The sequence below is a fragment of the Pararhizobium arenae genome (genome assembly GCF_001931685.1).
GTDB classification, from domain to species: Bacteria; Pseudomonadota; Alphaproteobacteria; order Rhizobiales; family Rhizobiaceae; genus Pararhizobium; species Pararhizobium arenae.
This window is the reverse complement of sequence record NZ_MOOY01000002.1, coordinates 1-20,094: the sequence shown is the minus strand read 5'-3', so window position 1 is coordinate 20,094 and position 20,094 is coordinate 1. Positions and strand designations below refer to the sequence as shown.

At 59.5% G+C, this 20,094-nt stretch carries 16 protein-coding genes, 1 tRNA gene, 3 pseudogenes and 1 other annotated feature; of the genes and pseudogenes, 9 read left to right on the top strand and 11 right to left on the bottom strand.

Annotation, left to right across the window (positions count from 1 at the left end):
* Positions 1–139 precede the first annotated feature (139 nt).
* Positions 140–1,555: an LLM class flavin-dependent oxidoreductase gene (locus tag BLX89_RS03500; RefSeq protein ID WP_075289282.1), complete on the bottom strand. Its 1,416-nt coding sequence runs from the start codon at positions 1,553–1,555 to the stop codon at positions 140–142.
* On the opposite strand from BLX89_RS03500, the gene BLX89_RS24090 reads away from it, so the two are divergent.
* Positions 1,554–1,781: a hypothetical protein gene (locus BLX89_RS24090; protein WP_143523479.1), complete on the top strand. Its 228-nt coding sequence runs from the start codon at positions 1,554–1,556 to the stop codon at positions 1,779–1,781. The two genes, BLX89_RS03500 and BLX89_RS24090, sit on opposite strands and share 2 nt — an antisense overlap.
* Here BLX89_RS24090 and BLX89_RS03495 read toward each other — a convergent pair.
* The gene (locus BLX89_RS03495; protein ID WP_075289807.1) at positions 1,764–2,000 is read right to left on the bottom strand and encodes a DUF6894 family protein; all 237 of its coding nucleotides are present in this window, start codon (positions 1,998–2,000) and stop codon (positions 1,764–1,766) included. The two genes, BLX89_RS24090 and BLX89_RS03495, sit on opposite strands and share 18 nt — an antisense overlap.
* A 257-nt stretch (positions 2,001–2,257) precedes the next feature.
* On the opposite strand from BLX89_RS03495, the gene BLX89_RS03490 reads away from it, so the two are divergent.
* On the top strand, positions 2,258–3,280 hold the full coding sequence (locus BLX89_RS03490) for a substrate-binding domain-containing protein (RefSeq protein ID WP_245292762.1): 1,023 nt from the start codon (positions 2,258–2,260) through the stop codon (positions 3,278–3,280).
* Between the two features lie 211 nt (positions 3,281–3,491).
* Positions 3,492–4,718 carry an acyl-CoA dehydrogenase family protein gene (locus tag BLX89_RS03485; protein ID WP_075289280.1) on the top strand — a complete coding sequence of 409 codons (1,227 nt, stop codon included), beginning with the start codon at positions 3,492–3,494 and terminating at the stop codon, positions 4,716–4,718.
* Positions 4,719–4,882: 164 nt separating this feature from the next.
* Here the strand turns inward: BLX89_RS03485 and BLX89_RS03480 are convergent, their stop codons facing one another.
* The 7 genes and pseudogenes from BLX89_RS03480 to BLX89_RS03455 all read right to left on the bottom strand — a co-directional run bounded on the left by BLX89_RS03480 (position 4,883) and on the right by BLX89_RS03455 (position 11,883).
* A complete protein-coding gene (locus tag BLX89_RS03480; protein WP_075289279.1) occupies positions 4,883–6,097 on the bottom strand; it encodes an SfnB family sulfur acquisition oxidoreductase in 1,215 nt (404 codons plus the stop codon).
* 24 nt (positions 6,098–6,121) lie between these two features.
* Positions 6,122–7,108 carry an ABC transporter permease gene (locus tag BLX89_RS03475; RefSeq protein WP_075289278.1) on the bottom strand — a complete coding sequence of 329 codons (987 nt, stop codon included), beginning with the start codon at positions 7,106–7,108 and terminating at the stop codon, positions 6,122–6,124.
* Positions 7,108–8,157: an ABC transporter permease gene (locus tag BLX89_RS03470; protein WP_075289277.1), complete on the bottom strand. Its 1,050-nt coding sequence runs from the start codon at positions 8,155–8,157 to the stop codon at positions 7,108–7,110. The genes BLX89_RS03475 and BLX89_RS03470 overlap by 1 nt, the downstream gene beginning before the upstream one ends.
* Complete coding sequence (locus tag BLX89_RS03465; RefSeq protein WP_075289276.1) at positions 8,147–9,688, bottom strand: sugar ABC transporter ATP-binding protein; 1,542 nt, start codon at positions 9,686–9,688, stop codon at positions 8,147–8,149. Before BLX89_RS03465 ends, BLX89_RS03470 begins: the two co-directional genes overlap by 11 nt.
* A 73-nt stretch (positions 9,689–9,761) precedes the next feature.
* A complete protein-coding gene (locus tag BLX89_RS03460) occupies positions 9,762–10,766 on the bottom strand; it encodes a sugar ABC transporter substrate-binding protein (RefSeq protein ID WP_075289275.1) in 1,005 nt (334 codons plus the stop codon).
* 352 nt (positions 10,767–11,118) lie between these two features.
* Positions 11,119–11,225: pseudogene (locus BLX89_RS25460) on the bottom strand (transposase); the annotation flags it as partial.
* A gap of 139 nt (positions 11,226–11,364) precedes the next feature.
* On the bottom strand, positions 11,365–11,883 hold the full coding sequence (locus BLX89_RS03455) for a hypothetical protein (protein WP_075289274.1): 519 nt from the start codon (positions 11,881–11,883) through the stop codon (positions 11,365–11,367).
* Between the two features lie 312 nt (positions 11,884–12,195).
* On the opposite strand from BLX89_RS03455, the pseudogene BLX89_RS23825 reads away from it, so the two are divergent.
* From BLX89_RS23825 to BLX89_RS24920, 6 genes and pseudogenes are all read left to right on the top strand, one after another.
* A pseudogene (locus tag BLX89_RS23825) lies at positions 12,196–13,052 on the top strand (IS3 family transposase); the annotation flags it as partial.
* Positions 12,480–12,596 (top strand) — a sequence feature (AL1L pseudoknot). (Overlaps the previous pseudogene by 117 nt.)
* A 162-nt stretch (positions 13,053–13,214) precedes the next feature.
* Positions 13,215–14,741, top strand: a complete 1,527-nt coding sequence (locus BLX89_RS24925) for an AAA family ATPase (protein WP_342587588.1) — start codon at positions 13,215–13,217, stop codon at positions 14,739–14,741.
* 535 nt (positions 14,742–15,276) lie between these two features.
* Positions 15,277–16,746: a hypothetical protein gene (locus BLX89_RS03440; protein WP_143523477.1), complete on the top strand. Its 1,470-nt coding sequence runs from the start codon at positions 15,277–15,279 to the stop codon at positions 16,744–16,746.
* Positions 16,747–16,917: 171 nt separating this feature from the next.
* The gene (locus BLX89_RS03435; protein ID WP_143523475.1) at positions 16,918–17,460 is read left to right on the top strand and encodes a hypothetical protein; all 543 of its coding nucleotides are present in this window, start codon (positions 16,918–16,920) and stop codon (positions 17,458–17,460) included.
* 189 nt (positions 17,461–17,649) lie between these two features.
* A complete protein-coding gene (locus BLX89_RS03425; RefSeq protein WP_075289269.1) occupies positions 17,650–17,988 on the top strand; it encodes a hypothetical protein in 339 nt (112 codons plus the stop codon).
* Positions 17,989–18,206: 218 nt separating this feature from the next.
* A pseudogene (locus BLX89_RS24920) lies at positions 18,207–19,019 on the top strand (recombinase family protein); the annotation flags it as partial.
* A gap of 36 nt (positions 19,020–19,055) precedes the next feature.
* Here the strand turns inward: BLX89_RS24920 and BLX89_RS24915 are convergent.
* Positions 19,056–19,472, bottom strand: a complete 417-nt coding sequence (locus BLX89_RS24915; RefSeq protein ID WP_245292750.1) for a hypothetical protein — start codon at positions 19,470–19,472, stop codon at positions 19,056–19,058.
* 529 nt (positions 19,473–20,001) lie between these two features.
* Positions 20,002–20,078: transfer RNA gene (locus tag BLX89_RS03415), tRNA-Met, on the bottom strand.
* Positions 20,079–20,094: the final 16 nt, after the last annotated feature.

Below are 20,094 nucleotides of genomic sequence, written 5' to 3'. Positions count from 1 at the left end.
AGACGCGATCGTCCCCTCTCCCCGCATGCAGGGAGAGGGAGAGGGCTAGGGCAATACCGTAAGCACAGATGCCGCGGCATGTCCCCTCATCCGCCCTTCGGGCACCTTCTCCCCGCAAGCGGGGAGAAGGACAGACCTCTCACCCATTGACCGACTTTAGCGGCGGCACCTGTTCCGCCTCGCGACGCTTCACGGCTTCGATATCGCGGTAGCCATCGGCCGGGTGGGTCGAAGGCAGATACGGCCCTTCGCCGAACAGCTTTTCACGCAATGTGCCCGGCTTGTAGGCCGTGGGGTAGGCGCCGCGCTTTTGCAGTTCCGGCACGATATGGGCGACGACATCCTCGAAGCTGTCCGGCGTCACGGCATAGGCGAGGTTGAAGCCATCGACATCGGTATCTTCCACCCATTCCTGCAGGATATCGGCGATGCGCTCGCGAGAGCCGACGAAGACCGGGCCCATGCCGCCGATGCCACCAAACTGGGCCAGCTCGTCGATGGTCCAAGATTTGTCGCCACCGGCAATGTGCTCGACGAAGGAGTGGATGGCGTTGGTCTCGATGCGCTCCACCACATCCGTCGGCGCATACTGGCCGAAATCGATGCCGCTCCAGCCGGACATGAAGGTCAGCGAACCGTCATAGGAAACGTAACGCTTGTATTCCTCGAATTTCGCCTGCGCCTTTTCTTCCGTTTCGTCGGTGATGATGGTGATCAGCGTGTAGATATAGACCTTCTTCGGATCGCGCCCGGCGGCGGCAATGCGTTCTCGAATATCGGCGACATAGCCCTTCAGCACCGATTTCGTGGGCGCGGCCACGAAGATGCACTCGGCATGGCCGGCGGCGAAGGTCTTGCCCGGGCCGGAGGCGCCTGCCTGATAGAGAACCGGCGTGCGCTGTGGCGATGGTTCGCTCAGGTGATAGCCAGGCACATCGAAATACTTGCCCTTGTGGGCGATCTCGTGAACCTTGGAGGGATCGGTGAAGATGCGGTTTTCGCGGTCGCGCAACACCGCACCCTCTTCCCATGAGCCTTCGAAGAGCTTGTAGAGCACCTCGACATATTCGTTGGCGACCTCGTAGCGATTGTCATGCCGGCGCAGGCCGCCCTGCCCGACATTCTTCGCACCGCTCTCCAGATAGGAGGTGACGATGTTCCAGCCGACGCGACCCTTGGTGTGATGATCCGCCGTCGCCAGCCGGCGGGCGAAGGTGTAGGGATGCTCGAAAGAGGTGGACGCGGTGATGCCGATGCCGAGATGTTCGGTCGCCAGCGCGATCGGGGCGGCAAGCTGCAGCGGATCGTTGACGGGGATCTGGGCTGCCTGATGGATCGCGTGGTAGTTCGAGCCCTTGTAGACATCGTAATAACCAATGACATCGGCGATGAAAATGCCATCGAAAATGCCGTGCTCTAGCGTGCGGGCGAGATCCTGCCAGTAATCCAGATCCTTGTACTTCCACGACTTGTCGCGCGGATGCGCCCAGAGGCCGGGCGACTGATGGCCGACGCAGTTCATGTCGAAGGCATTGAAACGGATTTGGCGGGCCATGAGTCTCTCCGGCATTCCTGATGAGGCGCTGAAACGCACCGTTTGGAAAGAGCATATCCGGCTGCAGCAGCCGATACAGAAATTCTATGTTTTTAATAGATTAAATTGTGGAAGAGTTTTCCGTTTTGATCTGTCGGCCTCAAGGTTGCCAAGAGGATTACCGCCTTATGGGGATCCAGTCGATCCCAAGGCAAATGGGAAAGACTTCTCACCCAGCTTTGCCTGAAGAGCGAAACGGAACTGCCGATACAATCCGACCGTCTTCGTTGGTGATCTCGAACACCTCGTCATCTGACGCGTCGCCGTTTATGGCCTTATCGACGAGTATCTCGCGAGCTGCGAGCAGCGCCTGGGACCGCGCTTCTTCCACCGAGAGCAAATCCACGCCATATTCGTCTAGCTCCACGGAGGAGCCTCTACGTACATGAAAGAAATATTTTGGCATGGCTCCGATAACCTCCGAGCCGATAATCACAGCGCGTTGGTTTTGTTCCAGAGAGCACACCCGCTCTACCGACGCATCTATGCCGTCAGCACCTCTTCCGGCAGCAAAATATTCCCATTCCGCCCCCACAAATTAGAAGTTCGTATTTATCAATATAATCTATAGATTTTAATCTAGTCCTCACCGAAATATCGAGGTCCCGTCCTCGATCGGCATTTGAGGGAGCGTAATACATGCGACAGGCGATCAAGACATTCATGGCCGCGACGGTGGCCACTTTCACCCTTTTCAGTGTCGCGCATGCCGATGGCATTGCAGGCGCCCCTGCCCCGTTCGACAAGGGCGGCGTCAAGGTGGCGCTGATCTCCTATATTTCGGCGGGCGACTTCTTCCAGGCTTATCAGGCGGGTGCCGAAGCGCAGGCCAAGGCGCTCGGTATCGACCTGCGCGTGTTCCCCGGCCGGCAGAATGCCGCTGAGCAACGCGACCAGATCCAGCAGGCGATCAATCTCGGCGTGCAGGGGATCGTCATCGATCATGGCCAGCCGGAACCCCTGACGGATGTCGCCCAGCAGGCGCTGGATGCCGGCATCAAGGTCGTGGCCTTCGACGTCAATCTCAACAACCCGGCCATTCCGCAGGTCGAGCAGAGCGATCATGAGCTTTCCCGCCTCGCGCTGGAGCAGGTGGTCAAGGACAATGGCACGTCGTTCAATGCCGGCTATGTCTATGTTGCCGGCTTTGCGCCGCTCGATCGCCGCAACGAAGTCTGGGAAAAGTTCAAGGCCGAGAACAAGGGCGTCGTCGAAAAGGCGCGCTTCGGCGCGGTCAACGACACGACTGCGACGAGCACCGCCGACCAGGCCAAGGCCGTGCTGACTGCAAACCCGGATATCAGCGTCGTGTTCGCGCCCTATGACGAATTTGCCCGTGGCGTGAAGCTTGCGGCGGCCGATCTCGGCATCTCCGACAAGCTGAAAATCTATTCGGCCGACGTTTCCACCGCCGATATCCAGGAAATCACCGAGGAAGGCAGCCCGTGGGTGGCGACTGTCGCGACCAATCCGGCTGTCGTCGGCGCTGTCTCGATCCGTGCCGCGGCTTTGAAGATCGCCGGTCAGGACGTGCCGGCTCAGGTGCTCGTCAAGCCGGCGCTCCTGACCCAGGCGGCGCTCCGCGAAGCCAGCGTCAAGACGATCGAAGAACTGGCGGCAAAGGTTCCGGCCTTCAGTGACAGTGATGCGGTGACCGCCGACTGGATCCCGGCAAAACTGTTCTGAGCGGCTTGATAGCCCAGCCTCCCGGAGTGCTGGCACAAGCACGCTTTTCCTTCCATGCTCGGGCCCGCCCGAGCATCCTTCACCCTCCGAGGGGTGACGCGCTGACGGGTCCTCGGCTCAATGCCGAGAACGACGCATTTACTGGAGGGTAAACCTCCGAACAGCAACGAAGGGCAAGGCCCTTTTTCCGTATGAACATCAGGAGTCTGCGATGACCGCCTTGCATCTGCTCAAGGAGCGCGACCAACAGGCAAACAAGCCACAGAGCAAGCGGCAGGAGCTGTTTGCCAAGGCCGAAGCGATTTCCGCCGATCTCGCCCGCCGCGGCGCTGAACTCGATATCGAAGGAAGGCCGCCGCTCGACGAGATCACGACGTTGAAAGCGGCGGGCTTGCTGAACGCGCTTCACCCCACCGACGTCGGCGGCGGCGGGCTCAACTGGATCGATGGGCTCAAGCTCGTGCGCATTCTGGCGCGGGGCGAAAGCTCGATCGGCCAGTTGCTCGGCTATCACTATGTCAACAGCCAGTATCCTTACTGGGCGGTAGAGAACCAGCAGAGAGCCCATGATCTGGGTGTCGAGACGGTCGAGAAATCACTGTACTGGGGGGCCGCCGTCAATCCACGCGATCCGGGCCTGACGCTGACGAAGAGCGGTGAACACTACCTTCTCAATGGCAAGAAGACCTTCTCCACCGGCGCGCATGTTTCCGACCGCATCAACGCCAATGCCGCTTTTAGCGACCAGATCGCCAATCTGGTGCTGCCGACCGATCGCGCCGGCTATGTGGCCAATGACGACTGGGACAATATCGGCCAGCGGCTGTCCGACAGCGGCAGCGTCGAGTTCAAGGATTATGCCGTTTACGAGAGCGATTTCCTGTTCCCGCTGGTGGAGAAAGATGCGGCACCCGCGGTGCAGGCGACCTTCAACACGCCGCTGATCCAGCTGGTCTTCGTCAATTTTTACCTCGGCACGGCGGAGGGCGCGCTCGCGGCGGCAACCGATTATGTGCGCACCACGACCCGGCCCTGGCTGACCTCCGGCGTCGAAGCCGCACGGGAAGATCCGTATATTCTGGAGCGCATCGGTGAGTTCCGTGCGACGCTAAAGGCGTCCGCGGCGCTTGCGGATGTTGCGGCCGAAGCGGTTCAGTCAGCCTTGTCCCGCGGGCGCAATGTCAGCGAGCGGGAACGTGGCGAAGCTGCGATCGAAGCCTATACCGCAAAGGTCAACGCCACCCATGTCTCGCTCGATATCACGTCGCGTGTATTCGAACTGATGGGGGCGCGAGCAACCGCATCCCACTACCGCTTCGATCGCTACTGGCGGAACGTGCGGACCCATACGCTGCATGATCCGGTGTTTTACAAGGCGCGTGAAGTCGGGGATTTCGAGCTCAACGGGCGGGTGCCGGAGCCGAGCCTTTACAGCTGAGCTGGCTGGTCCCTCTCCCCGTAGAACGGGGAGAGGGGATTATCGAGCGCTGGGCTCCACCAAACCACCAATCCGCGGCTCATTACCGCGGATTTTTATTGCGCATAAAAAGGGCCGCGATCCCGGGAGAGATTCCGGCCGAGTTGCACCATTCAGAGGAGAAATCAGAGAGCGCCGCTCTTGGGCGGGATGACACCGTTCAGATGATAGTTGCCGACGACGTGGTATTTCCAGCGAACCGGATCGTGCAGCGTATGGGTTCGCGCGTTGCGCCAGTGGCGCTCCAGGTTGAAGCCCCGTTTGGTGGAAGCCGTGCCCGCGAGTTCGAAGAGGATATTGGTCGCATCGATCGCGACTTCCGTCGTCAGCACCTTGGTGGCGGCGACCGCGAGGGTTGCCGCCACCGCGTTTTCCTCGTTCAGTGTGATCTGGGCCTGATCGACCTTGCGTCCGGCGCGCTCCAGCGTCGCCTCCGCCGCCTCGATGCGGATCGCAATTTCACCGATGCGCGAAATGGTGAGCGGATCGTCGGCGGCACGCTCGACGCCGCTGTCCGTCCAGGGTCGGGCACGCTCCCGAACGAAGCCGATGGTTTCCTTTAACGCGGCCCGCGCGATGCCGAGATCGACGCCGGCATGGATGATCTGGCCGACAGAACCTATCGTCGTCGGCCGCTCGAACCCCTTGTGATGGCGCACGACAGCATCGGCCGTCACATAAACGTCGTTGAGGATCGTCGTGCCGCTGCCGGTGGTGCGCTGGCCGAAGCCATCCCAGTCATCGACGATCTCGATGCCTTCGGCTCCCTTCGGCACGAAAGACATCGTCAGCAGGTCGTCTTCATCCAGTGCAAAGACGACGACCCAATGGGCAAAGAGAACACCGGTCGAATAGAACTTGCGGCCGTTGATACGGTAGCCGACACCGTCTGTCGTGATGCGGGTGTTGTAATGGCCGACGGTTTTCGTGCCGGTTTCCGAAAGCGCATTGCCGAACTGGTCGCCGGCCAGCGCGCGGCCGAAATAGAATCGCCTCTGGTCCTCGCTGCCATCATGGCGCAGCGCTTCGAGAATGTAGAAATGGTTTTGCGGGATCTGACCGATCGAGCTGTCGGCTTCCGAGAGGATGGCCGTTACTTCAGCGAGCACCACATTGGAAACGTCGATGCCGCCATATTCGGCCGGCACGGTGATACCCAGCAGGCCGGAGGCGGCGAGTTTCTCGAGCTCCTCGTAAGGCAGCGCCCGTTCGAGATCCCGGCGGCTGGCGCCGCTCGAAAATTCGTCGGCCAATTCCCTTGCGACCGACAAAGCTTCTTCCTCGCTGGCGATGCGATGGGCGGAGAGGCGATGTTCCGAGATTTTGGTGACACTACTCATGAGATGTCCTTTCTAGGGGGAAGCTCAGGCCCGCGACGCGGCCTTGCGATTGGCGAAACCGATGGCAAGGACGGAGAAAATGAGGAGACCCGTGGCGACCTGCTGCCAGTAGAAATTAAGCCCCGACAACAGCAGCCCGTTGGCGACGATGCTGAGAAGCAGAACGCCGAGCACCGTGCCGGGAATGTTGGGGCGGCCATGGGGATCGAGCGTCGTGCCGATGAAGGTGGCGCCGATCGCGTTCAGCAGGAAGGCATTGCCGGAGGACGGGATGTAGACCGTCACCGTCGAGGTGACGATCAGCCCGGCAACGGCGGCGATCACCGATACCAGCACATAGGTCGCGGCGGTGTAGCGCGACAGGGCAAGGCCGGAATAGCGCACGACGCTTGCCTGAATACCCGTTGCCAGCACCACCCGACCGAAGCGGGTGTGCGAGAGAATGAGATAAGCGCCTGCGATCAACACGAAGGCGACGACGAGCGGAACCGGAATACCGGCGATGACCCCATGCCCGAGGAAACGAAACGCTTCCGGCACGCCTGACGGCGGCAGGTAGACGGGATTGCCGCCATTGGTGAGCAATTGCTGGGCGCTGCGGCCGACGAAGAGCGTGCCGAGCGTGGCAAGAAACGGCGAAATGCCAATGCCGGAAATCAGAATGGCGTTGAACACGCCGACCAGACTACCGCCGGCGAGAGCGCCAAGGATCGCAAGCGGGATAGGCTGGCCGGCAAGCACCAGCGACACGAAGGCAAAGCTTGCGAAATCGATGGCCGTGCCGACGGAAAGATCGATGCCGCCAGCCGCGACCGCAAAGGTCATGGCGATCGCGACGATGGCAAGCAGGGCGAAATTGTTGACGAGCACGCTCAAAAGATTTGCGCCGCTCAGGAAGGCCGGTGCGATGGCGGAAAAGACCGCGAAGACAGCCACGAAGGCAGCCACCAGAGCGTAACGCGCAAGGCCGCGGACGTTGAAGGAAGAAGGCTTTGGGGAGGATTGCGCCATCACTGGTTTCCCTTGCGTTTCAGAAGCGTGGTGGCCGAGACGACCAGCAGGATCAGCAGTCCCTGAACGCCGCTGACCAGCGTGCTGGAAATGTTGAGAAGCTGGAAACCATTGATCAGGAAAGAGACAAACAGGGTGGCGAGCAGCGTGCCGCCGATGGTCGGTACCAGGCGGCGGGAGAACACGGTGCCCAGCAGCGCGGTCACCACCACCGGCAAGAGCATGTCGCCCGCCCCGGTCGTGCTGCCGCTCAGATACGAGACGGAGAGGATACCGGAGAGACCGCCGCAGAGACCGCTTGCCAGGAACGCGCCGGAGACGAAGAGCTTGACGCGAAGCCCCGCGGCGCGGGCTGCCTCCGGAAACTCACCGACGGCATAGAGGCGCAAACCAACCGGCGTATATTGCACCACCGCGGCGACCAGAGCCGTGAAGACCAGCAGCAGATAGGCAAGCACCGGAATGCCGAACGGCCCGCTTGCCGACAAGGTGGAGAGGAATTCGGTTGAGGCCGGGACCACCGTGTTCTGGGTCAGCACCAGCTCCAGACCGGCGACCACATTCATGACCGCAAGTGTCGCCAGCAGCGGCACGATGCCGGCCAGCGTGATCGCCGCAGCATTGACCGCGCCGATCAGAAGCCCTGTGCCGAGTGCCCCGATGATGGCCACGGCATCCCCCTGCCCCGCCTGCACCAGCGAGGCATAGACGGCGGCACTGAGACCCATGTTGGCGGCGAGCGACAGATCGATGCCGCCGGTCACCACATTCGAGCCGCCGGCGATGATAACGATCGTCAGGCCGATCGCCAGTACCCCGGCGATGGCCGATTGGCCAAGCACATTGCCGATATTGCCGACGGTGAAGAAGAAGGGCGCAGCGATGGAGAAATAGACAAGCACGCCGATGAAGACCGCCAACGAGCCTTGGCGCAAGGCAAACACCGCGAGCTTGCGTCCAAGCGCGCGCGCCGGAACGCTGGTTACGTCAGTATCCTTCCCGGCTGAAGCGGGAAGCGAAGGCGAAAGATAGGCAGCATCAACCGACATGTCGAAGGGTCTCGTTAGCGCCCGTCAGTTCGGCGAGAACCTGACCGGGTGATGTTTCGGCAGAGATAAATTCGCGCGTAATCCGGCCGCGGAAGAAGACGAGCACGCGGTCGGTGATGCCGAGCAGCTCATCGATATCGGACGACAGCACGATGATGCCGGCGCCGCGCTCGGCAAGCTCGCCGATCAGCGTGTAGATCTCGACCTTGGCGGCGATATCCACGCCGACGGAGGGTTCGTCCAGCAGGTAGATTTCCGACTGGCGGCTCAGCCATTTGGCGATCGCCACCTTCTGCTGGTTGCCGCCCGACAAGGTGCGCACCAGCGCATCGGCGCTGTCTGTCTTGATCTGCAGCCGCTCGATCAGTTCGCTCGCCTTGCGCTTTTCGGCACCCTTGTCGAGCAGGCCGGCGCGCGAGAAGCGATCAAGGCTCGCAAGCGTCGTGTTTTCGGTCACGGAGAGATCAAGCGCCACCCCATCGCGCCGCCGGTCCTCGGGCACCAGGGCCAGACGCTTCGCCGTCGCGGCAGCGGGGCTCGCGGAAAACACCGTGTCACCCTCGATGACCACCGCGCCGGAGGTCGCGGTTTCGAGGCCGAACAGGGTGCGCAAAAGCTCCTTTGCACCGGAACCAACGAGACCCGTCAGCCCCAGGACCTCGCCGCGATGCAGGGTCAGCGAGACATCGGCATAGCGGTTGGCAAGGCCCAGACCCTGGAGTTCCAGAAACGGACTGCCGTGGGCGACTTTCGGCTTTGGATAAAGCTCGGCGATATCGCGGTTGACCATCAGCGCGCCGATCTCCCTGACCGAAGTTTCCCCGACGGCAAGGGTCGCGACATCGCGGCCGTTGCGCAGCACCGTGACCGTGTCGCAGAGATCGACGATCTCGCTCAGGTAATGGGATATGTAGAGGATGGTGATGCCCTCGTCGCGCAGGCGGCGAATGAGCGCGAACAGCAGCTCCGCCTCGCGGCGCACGAGCGCTGCCGTCGGCTCGTCGAACACCAGAACCTTCGGGTTGTCGAGCAGCGCGCGGGTGATCTGGACGATCTGTTTTTCAGCGGCCGTCAGCTCGCCGATCAAGGCCGAATTGGGCAGGCGAAGACCGAAGTACCGGTCGAGGATTTCGGCCGATTTCTGCCGCATCAGCTTTCGATCGAGGAAAGGCGTACCGGCGATGCGCGGCTCACGACCGAGAAACAGCGCCTCGCCGACCGTGAAGGTTGGCACCAGCAGCCGGTCCTGATGGATGAAATGGATGCCGAGATGCCCGACCTGCTGCGGCGAGAGGCCGGCATAGGCGACGCCATCAATTTCGATTGCGCCCTCGTCGGCTTCATGCAACCCGGCGAGCAGCTTGATCAGCGTCGATTTGCCGGCACCATTCTGGCCGACGAGGCCATGAACCGTGCCGCGCCGGACCGCCAGCGAGGCGTCAGACAGCGCCTGCGCACCGCCGAACCTTTTGATGATCCCGCTCAGGCGGATGATATCGTCCGTCTCTTGCCACTTCACCGACGTCGTCATCGCGATCTATCCCCTTGCGCCGACTGACAGGAAAACCGCGGCCTTCCGGCCGCGGCAGGACCATCGGGACGGATCAGCCCAGCCCGAGCTTCTTGGAGATTTCGCCGACGTTTTCCTTGTTGGCGAGCAACGCCGGAACATAGGTTTCGCGCGGCAGGGTGCCGCCAGCGAGGAGCTTGGCAACGTTGCGGATGGCGGTGCGGCCGAGTTCGGCCGGCTGCTGGGCGACATCGGCGGCGGCCGGCGAGTTCGGATCGGCGACCAGTTGCAGGACTTCCGGACTGCCATCGACGCCGTAGGTCTTGATCTCGGTGCGGCCGGCCGCGGTCAACGCCTGGGTGGCGCCGAGCTGCGGAATATCCCAGGCCGACCAGATGGCCTTGATGGAACCCTTTTCCGGATATTTGTTGAGGATCGCCGTGATCTGGGTGAAGGCATCCTGAACCGTGTTCGGGATGACGTCGCGCAGTTCCGGCTGGATGATCTGCACCTTGGGAAAATACTTGATGACATTGACCAGCTGGTCATAGCGGATGGCGCAGGGGGTCACGCCATAGAAGCCGTTGAACACCACGATGTTGCCTTCACCGCCGATATCGGAGACGAGCTGCAGCGCCAGATCCTTGCCGATCGCCCAGTTGTCGGAGGTGGAGTTGTTGATCGAGTTGGTCGTGCCGACGTCGATGGTCAGCACCGGAATGCCGGCATCACGCGCCTTTTTCAGCCAGGGATCGATAACGCTGACGGTGCCGAGCAGCTGAACGATCGCATCCGGCTTCTGCGCAATGAGCGTCTGAAGCTGCGAGACGAGCTTGCCGTCGTTGCGGCCGGCATCGACCGGGATCGGCTCACCACCTAGACGCTTCACTTCCTCGATCTGGGCATTGTAGGCCTGCAGGTCAAAGAAGTGATCGGTGCCGGCCGTGCTGATGCCGATACGCTTGCCCTTGAGCGAAAGCTCTTGCTCGGCAAACGCCGGACGGTTCGCCAGAAGCCCAACCCCAGCGACCGCCCCGGCAGCAGCGGTCAGCTTCAAAAGATTGCGGCGGTTCACGCCACCCAGAAATTCATTGCTCATGTCAGCCTCCAAATTATCTATAATATCTATATATTATTAGATCAAAATTCAGAGACAGGCAGAATTTTCCAATTCGAAACGGGCACACGAAAAATCTGGTTTGTATACTGGGGTGGGTTCGACCGGCGGCGGCGGAGAAGATCGCACGCTTTCCAAAGGAGTTATGCGCAAATCGAATTTCAGCGCAATGATATGCGGTTCATACCGAAGGACTTTGAATAGCCGCGAGTTTCTTAGACACCGCCGGGTTAGATTTTCTGCTGCTGTTCAAACTCTACGGTCGAAAGCATCGCGTTCCTGGGCTTGCCGTTTGTCGTGCCGAACTTCTTCTTCTGTTCGCAGAGCGAACGCTGGCTGCCCCCAGCCGCGGAGAGACCTCCCTACCGGATAACCCCGCTCAGTGATCTGGCGCACAGCGTCACGCTTAAATTCTTCGGTGAAATTCGATTTGCTCATGATGCTCTTCTTGCCTCAAAATTAGGAAAGAAGGCGTCTACAAATCTCGGGGCCATTCAGACATAGTTTCTCCTACGGCCCTCCAGGTGGGCAGGTCCGGTTAAATTGTTCGATGAGTATTGGATGGCGACCGAGGGTCGGACTACGCAGCGTCAGGGACCAACAGGCTCAACGCGGCCTGCATCACCTCAAGATAGTCGGAGGGATAAAATCCAAGCGAGACGCCATATTGATCGACGGCCCTACCGTGCTCAGCCTGATATTGGCCGAGTGGCATCGCGATGATATCGAGCGACTCGATCTCGTCATTTGTAGCCGCGCATTTTCTGACATAGTCGGCCGCAATTTTCGAAAGTGCAAAGCCGCATTCATCCTGCGTTTCGCTGCGCGCTCGATCGACCTGCCCAAGGCAGACCTGAGTGTCATACGTGACAAGCAGCAAGGTAAATTTTTCGCGGTCGACGATAATCCGGCAGGCATGCCGCATATAAGCCAGAGCCTGATAACTATCTTCAAAGCGTAGTTCGGGATGATCCGCAAGCTCACAAAGGTCTATCGTTGGAGATAATCTACCGTTCACGAGAGCGTCAATAAGAAGAACAGTTTTGGGATCTCGCTCCATGCGGTCATTGATGGAGAGGTTCAGGGGATGACGGGACATATTGTATTTCCGGGAGTAGCGATACTTAAAAGGGTTCGGCCAATTTCTCCGCACGTCAATCGCCAAGATGAAGATTCCAGTATCAAAAGAATTAAGTTATTGATATTGTTTAGATATTGTTAAGACCTCGGTCGACCGTGGTTTCTGGTGCAGGAAACTTCGGCCAATCCGGCATCTGATTTCCTGGAGGCACGAACCGCAGATTTCGGGAGCAACATCCGGTGTAGTTCAAGGGGCGACCGCACACACACAGCATTCGACCTGAACCGCCCCGGGTTTGCCGGAGACCCCAACTCGTGAGAAGTAGGGTCTATGACAAGCAAGACAACGAATAAATTCTCTCCTGAAGTCCGCGCTCGCGCCGTTCGAATGGTGACGGATCATGAAGCCGAGCATCCTTCCCGCTGGGCTGCGATTTCTTCGATTGCCGCCAAGATCGGCTGCTCGGCGCATACGCTGAATGAATGGGTCAGGAAGTCCGAAGTCGACAGCGGCAAGCGTGCTGGCCTGCCGAGCGATGTGGCGGAGAAGATGAAGGCTCTGGAACGGGAGAACCGCGAGCTTCGTCAGGCCAACGAGATTCTGCGCAAGGCGAGTGCTTATTTTGCGATGGCGGAGCTCGACCGCCCACTGAAGCGATGATTTCCTTCATCGACGAACACCGCCCGGTGCTCGGGGTCGAGCCGATCTGCAGACTGCTGCGGATTGCCCCGTCCACCTATTATGAGGTCATCGCCAAGCGCACGGACGTGGATCGCCTGTCGGCCCGCACCCGTCGCGACATGGCCTTGAAGATCGAGATACGCCGGGTGTTCAGCGAGAACTTCCAGGTCTATGGCGTTCGGAAAGTCTGGCGGCAGTTGCAGCGAGAAGGCTTTGATATCGCTCGCTGCACCGTCGCAAGGCTCATGAGAATGATGGGGCTTCAAGGCATCATTCGCGGCAAGCCCGTCAGAACCACGGTGTCGGACAAAGCAGCTCCATGCCCGCTCGACCGCGTGAACCGGCACTTCTTCGCGCCCGCGCCGAACATGCTGTGGCTTTCCGATTTCACGTATGTGGCCACTTGGCAGGGCTTCGTTTACGTCGCTTTCGTGATCGATGCCTTCGCCCGCCGCATAGTCGGCTGGCGGGCGAGCCGGACCGCTCATGCGGGTTTCGTCCTCGAACGGTCGCTCCTCTCAAATTTTGTCGACCAGTATCAGAACAAAGCCCGGCTCTTTGGCATTGCCGAGAACCGGGCTGCGATCCCGCACACGCTGGGCCTTGCAGCCGACGCGATCCTCGACCTCGTCCCCATCTCGGCCCGCGACCTTCAGGCCGCATCACGGATGGTCAACAAAGTTGCGTTGTCGGTTGATGAAGCAGAACGGATTCTGGCTCATCCATTGAATCTGGTCTGGCCAACACTGCGCCCAGGCCGGAGCGCCCGGGATGTCATCCAGCGCCTTGAGAGCGCTGCCTGCCAAAAACCGATTGCCAGATCCGAGCCCGAGACCTCGATGCTTGGCCAGATGTTCGGGTACGGCCCAGCCAAAACCTGGGGTATCGAGCTGGCACGGGATCTCCGCTCATGGTCGGCAGGCGAACTGCCTTGGGCGGAAGTCGATCGCGGCATCGTCCTTTCCGGGCCGCCGGGGGTCGGCAAAACAGTTTTCGCGAAGGCCCTTGCAAAAGAGTGCGGCGCAAACCTGATCGCGGCATCCCTTGGACGATGGCAAGCCTGTGGCCATCTCGGCGATCTGCTCAAAGCCATGCGCCGAGATTTCGCGCGCGCGAGTAAGCAAGCGCCAGCGATCCTCTTTATTGACGAATTGGACAGCTTCGGTGACCGTGACACGTTTACGCACGACCATCGGGACTACTCCGTCCAAGTCATCAACGCCTTCCTTGAATGCCTGGACGGCGTCGACGGACGAGAAGGCGTTGTCGTCGTCGGCGCGACCAATAATATTGCACGCATCGATCCCGCGATCGTCCGGTCCGGACGGCTCGACAAGCATGTCGAGATCCCGCTTCCTAGTGCGCCGGATCGGATCGCGATCCTTCATCAACAACTGAACCAGGCAATTTCAGTCGGCGATCTCTCAAGATTGGCTACATGCACTGAGGGGATGTCGGGGGCGGATCTTGCGAAGGCCGTGCGCGATGCCAAGCGCGTGGCACGCCGCGCAGGACGAGAGATTCTGGTCGGCGATGTCGCGGCCGCCCTACCCGAGGTCATCAGGCTCGATGCCGCGCATTTGCGCGGCAACGCGATCCACGAGATCGGGCACACAATCGTCGGCCTTCGGCTCAGCCACGGCAAATATCTCGGCACGGATCTGGCCTATCAAATCTCCAGCGGAACGGCAGTGTCGACTGGGGGACGAGCTTGTTTCGAGATCGCCTCCGTACGGCGGCGAGACAATCAATTTTACTTCGATCAGATCGCGGTCTGTCTTGGCGGTATCGCGGCGGAGAGGTTGGTGCTTGGGACGACAAGTGATGGCGCAGGTGGCGATGATCGCTCGGACCTCGCCATGGCGACGCGAATGGCGACTCTTGCCGAGACCCAGTTCGGCATGGGCGGGACACTCCGCTTCAGCAAGGCGATCAGTGACGACAGCCTGGAACATTTGCGACGGAACGATCCGCAGCTTTGCGCGCGCATCGATCACATGCTGAAGACAGAGATGGAACGAGCCACTTCTATTCTCAGGGATGACCGGCACTTGATTGTCCGGCTCACAGAGGAATTGATCGCCACCGGCAAACTGACCCCAGAGCGGGTTTCAGCGATCGAAGCTGAACTTCGGAATCGGCGAAATCTGACCGCGGTCCGCGCGACGATGCCTGGATCGAAGCGCAAAGCCTGACGGCTTCGACAGCCCGGACGCGAATGTCCGGGATGTCAACATTGCCTAGCTGACTTTGACCCCAGCCCCTGTAAGACGCAGCACATTGATGCGTCTTACCATCGGATCACATCCGTTCGAACGTAAGATGTCCTGCATTACCGCATAAGCAAAGCAGGACACCTTTTCTTACGTTAAAATGCTTTGCACACTCTCGATTCAAAACCCGACAGTTCCGATTCAAGGCTGCCGCTCGGCGATTCAAACTCACTCGACCGCGATTCTCGGTCAAACGCTGTAGGCGTTGCCACTGATTCCTGTTTCGATATCACCGATTCAAACGACAACGCCGTTTAGAGGCAGGGCCAGCTCTCCGTGTGCCGATAACCTGTACGGCAGCCTTCGTTACCTTCCCCTCGGACCTTTGAATCCGATCGTCCTGGCACCAATCATTCATGCCGGTTCTGGATCGCGAGAATCTATCGGCGGATTTTCCACTTGACAGGTCTAGGGAATGGCCACAGCCTATTTATAGTTTCAACACAGATCTCCAAACATGAACAATCACTTAGCTTCAACAGCGCCCGCGTGTGCGCACTCGATCCCGCATGTCTATACCGCAGAGACGGTCAACGCCTATCTGGCCGAGAAGTCGGTACGTTATCGCGCTCGTCCGGTGTATAGCGGGCCTGCCATCAGCGTGACCGTTACGCTTACGGACCTCATTATCGATCCACCCTTCGATATCGCTTGCGGTAGTAAACCGGGCGGCCTTGATCGCCAGATGCTGACCGGCTTGCGAAGGTACCTTGGCGGACTGGGTTGCGACGCGATCCGGCTCGACGGCCGGGCACTGCCCATCGAAGGCACCGACCAATTCGTCATCGATTTCGTCCGCATCTGCCTGCTCAAAGACAGCAAGCCTGTGCGTCAGAAACTCATCATTCCGGAATTTCCAGATGGGGACGACACGGTCTACGTTCGTCACCATCTGGATATCAGCAAAGCCGGAGCCGCGGCCGCGCTTGGTCTGGCCGACGAGTTGTCGCGGGCGTTCGCGTACAGATTCGACAGACCCTATTCAGGTGTGAGCGCCAATATGGATGCGGTTTTATGGGTAGCCGACGATATCGGAAGCGCCCCGTCATTTATCGTGCCGCTCACGCAATCTGCTCGTGAGCGTGCGGGCGACCGACCATCCACGGGAAGCATTTCCGGGTTCTCAGAAGCGCCGCATGCGGCAGCATCAACCGGTGTGCTGAATGCAGATGGTCCCGGATTGGCACGACCGTCAGCCTTGGGCTGTATTCATCCATCGAGGTCGAGCGCCACTGTCCTGTCGGAATGCCGACAGGTCCTTACAGCCGAAGACATGATGCCCTGGCTTGACAGAGAGGTGACCTATGTCGGCTACCCCATCTTCGAAGGTCCTGATTGCTCCGTCGTCCTGACGCAAAATGATCCCGAGATGGAAGGCGATCTGGAGGAGGAAGATGCAGCAGCATTGCGCAATCTTTGCGACCATAGCGCCGAGGGGCTCCGGACCTTCTTTGATCGCGTCACAAGGAGGCTGCCCGCTAACTGCGTCCGCCTGGATGGCCGGATGGTTGCCGAGCAGCAAGGTGGCCCATCCCGCCCGCGCATTTGTCGTGTCGCCGTCTTCAATGCCGGGAAGCCGGTCGCGGAGTTCCCTTACGACGAGGAGATTTTCGACACGGACGAGACGTTCGATCGTCAACTCTTCACGTGGATATCCACGGAAACAGCCGAGCAATCGCTTCACACTTTGAGAAAGCTCGCTTGTTCGGCGATGCATGCAGACCGAACCGGGCCTGCGCCAGTTCCGGTCACTGGAGTCTTGTGGCTGCCCGTCAATGACGACAGATATCGACCAAGTTTCCACATGCCCGTCGAACTTGATCTCCTGCCGCGGAGCGAAGCCCTGAATTTCCTTGATGAGCTATTTTCCAAGCAAGTGGATGATCTCTACGAGTTGGACGACATGGAGATCAGCTCGTGGAGATGATGTGTGACACATTACAGGTTCCCTGCCCCCTTGATCTGCTCTCATTCGAACGCGCCCTGCCGTTCATTGATGACGACAGAACAGTCTTTGTCAGTCAGCCCGCCTTCGCGGGCCGCGATGTGACAATCCTCGTTACGTCGTCTGGCATAGAAGTGGACAGCAGAACTGATCATGTGCTGGAAACAGCCTATGTCTCCAGGATGTGCATGTCACTCAACGAAGCTAGGAAGGCTTGCAGAGAAGATTTTCGGGACGATCGGAGGCAACACCATTCGGTTCGACGGCACACTTGTCCGACTGAACCCGGAACGATCTGGATTTATCGACATCTACCGGATCGTGGTATTCGACGGCGACACACACCTCCTGGAGCTGCCGTATCAGGAAACGATCTTCGTGGAGGACGGAGCGCGAGTGCCGCGCTTCGTCATGCCGATTTCAGCCATCACCGCGCGGCATGCGCTCAACCTTGCCCAGGACGCCACGTCTTCTCTGATCAGGGCGAACATCACGGATGACCAAGAACCCGTTCGCTTCAAGGGCCTGATCTGGATACCGCTTCACCGTGAACGATATCGACCGAGCTTCTTTGTTCCCTATGAGGCGGACAGGTGTTCGGAGGAGGATGCCTGCAACTGGATGCGGCAAGTCCACCGACGCGATTTCCGCGGTCTTTGCTATGTCGACTGCCTGAGAGGCATCGAATGGACATGATGGCTCGCGTTTCCCTTTTTCTGGGCTGGGTCGGCGTAGTCGATCATGATTTCGGATGGAGTCACCGCCCCAACCGATTTCCGATACGTTCCATTCCGGCTGTTCTTCGCGCGATTCAAATCCTGCAAATATCGATTCCGCGCACGATATTTCCGATTCTGCGGCGAACGACGTTTGCGGGAGGCAGCAATGGCTAAGCCCAAAGCAACCAGACTTCGTGAGCAAAGGGCGCGTCAGCAGGAATATCGGAATCGCCAGAAGCAACTTCGCCGACCCGGGCGTGACGACATCGCCCGGATCGCGTTGCAGTGGCTGATCGTGGGAACTGCGAAGTTGGCCGAACGGGAGGGCAATGCCGCCCGTATGAACGTAGTGGAGGATGCAATCCTGGAGAAGCTGGCGGAGCAGGGATTTGATCCGGCGGCCTCGGATCAGGTACTGGGCGATCTCATCGACAAATATACTGAGGCCGGATGGGGTTTCCGGCGCAAGCCTCATCTTCTTTGCGGCGATCAACCTCTATATTGAACTGCCAGCCCCGCAATTGATGCCGGTCCCGCACTTTGGGATCGACATGCCCATAACGCCGTTTTCAATCCTACTACCCGCCTCCCCCCATTACTTCATCAAACGGCGTTTACGCTTGAATCGGCATAGCGACCAGTCTCCATCGGAAAGACTGTGGGCGGTTTGCTTGTATCATCCCCCTCTTGTCACTAGGTACCCGGCAGGAATTCGGGGATACCATGACCAAAAAAGTCGCTTTCTACGCACGCTATTCGACCGACCTTCAAAACGAAGTCTCAATCGAGACACAGATCGAGGTCGGTTTGACAATGATCGCGGACCGCGGATGGGAACTTGTTTCGACTTACGAGGACCGGGCTATCAGCGGCACAAGCTACAAGCTGAGGCCCGGTATTCAGGCGCTGCTTCGCCGGGTTGCGCAGGGCGATATCGATGTCGTTCTTTGCATCACCGTGGATCGCCTGTCACGCGACACGGAGCACAGCGCCGCCATCCTCAAGAAGCTCAACTTTCATAGCGTCGAGCTATGGACGGCGCACGCGAATGCCCGCGTAACCGACATGGAAATGGGTCTGCGCGCTGTCCTTAGCCATGAATTGATCGAGCAGATCCGATACCGCACGCGCGAAGGGATGAAGACCGCTGTCCGCAAAGGCAAGGTCCCAGGCGGGCTTTCCTACGGCTACAGGCTCCTGCAGTCCTACGACGAAAGGGGTGACCGTATCCCAGGCAAACGCGAGATCGACGAGGCCGAAGCGGAAATCATCCGCTGGATTTTTCAGGAATATGCGCTCGGCAAATCACCAAAGGAACTCGCAGTCGAACTCAACAACCGGCAGCCTCCTGTGCCGGGCCCACGCGGCATGCTTTGGCGCGACACCGCAATCCGAGGTCATGTCAGCCGAGGAAGCGGCATCCTGAACAACGAAGCCTACATCGGTCGCATCGTCTGGAACAGGCGCGAGTACCGCAAAAATCCCGACACCGAGAAGCGCGTAGCGCGCTTCAACAAAGAGGAGCAATGGGTCGTCAAGGACGTGCCTGAACTGCGTATCGTGACCGACGAACTATGGGCTGCCGTCAAGCGCCGCCAGAAAATTGTCGAGAAGACGTTCGCGCATACCTCGACTAACGATTTGAACCGGACGCACCGGCCACGTTACTTGCTGAGCGGCATCCTGGAATGCGGCCATTGCCTCGGTCCATACGCGATCATGGCAAAAGATCGCTACGGCTGCACGAACCGCCAAAAGAAACTGCCTATCCCCCATCTGGGTCACATCGTCTGCACCAGCAGCAAGACCATCGGCCGACAGGAACTGGAAGAGCGCGTCCTTGCGGCCATCCCCGACAATCTCCTTGGTGCCGACAATGTCGAGCGTATCAATAGCAGCCTTGCCGCAGCCGCCGAACGCAAACAGAAGATTTCGTCTGCCGAACCGGCCCGCCTCAAGGCCGAGATCGATGCGAACGTCACGAAGCAAAGAGTGCTGGGGGAACAACTGGCTCAGCGCATGCTGGCGGGCCAGATGCCTCTTCCAATTCTGGATCAGATGCTCGAAGATCTGGAGAAGCAGCGCCTGACACTATCCGAGCAACTGGCCGCGGTTCCCGAAGCGAGCCAACCTCAGCCGGTTCATGCAGGCTTGACACGCTTGCTCCTGACGCCAGCTATCGCCGAGCTGAAGGCAGGCCTCTCCAACCCGCAGGCCAAGGACATCAGCCCGTGGATCGATTTCATGAGGCGACTGTTCGTCAAGGTCGTCATCGCGCCGTCACAGGATAGCAAGTCTGCCGATCTGACGGTTCACGGCCATCTCGCGGCAATCATTGCTGCCCAGGAAGCCTGGCGGGAAGCATCGAAGGAGTTACAGGCAAAACACGCTGCCGAGTTTGTCGCCAAGCGGAAGGCAGGACAGTTGAAAACGCTGGACCAGAAGGTCGCCTACCTGAACCGCTGTCAGTCGATCCTTGCAGAGAAGGAGGTCGAGTGGATGGGGTTACAAGTCTCAGTGGTTGCGGGGGCAGGATTTGAACCTGCGGCCTTCAGGTTATGAGCCTGACGAGCTACCGGGCTGCTCCACCCCGCGTTACCTGAGTTTTGGC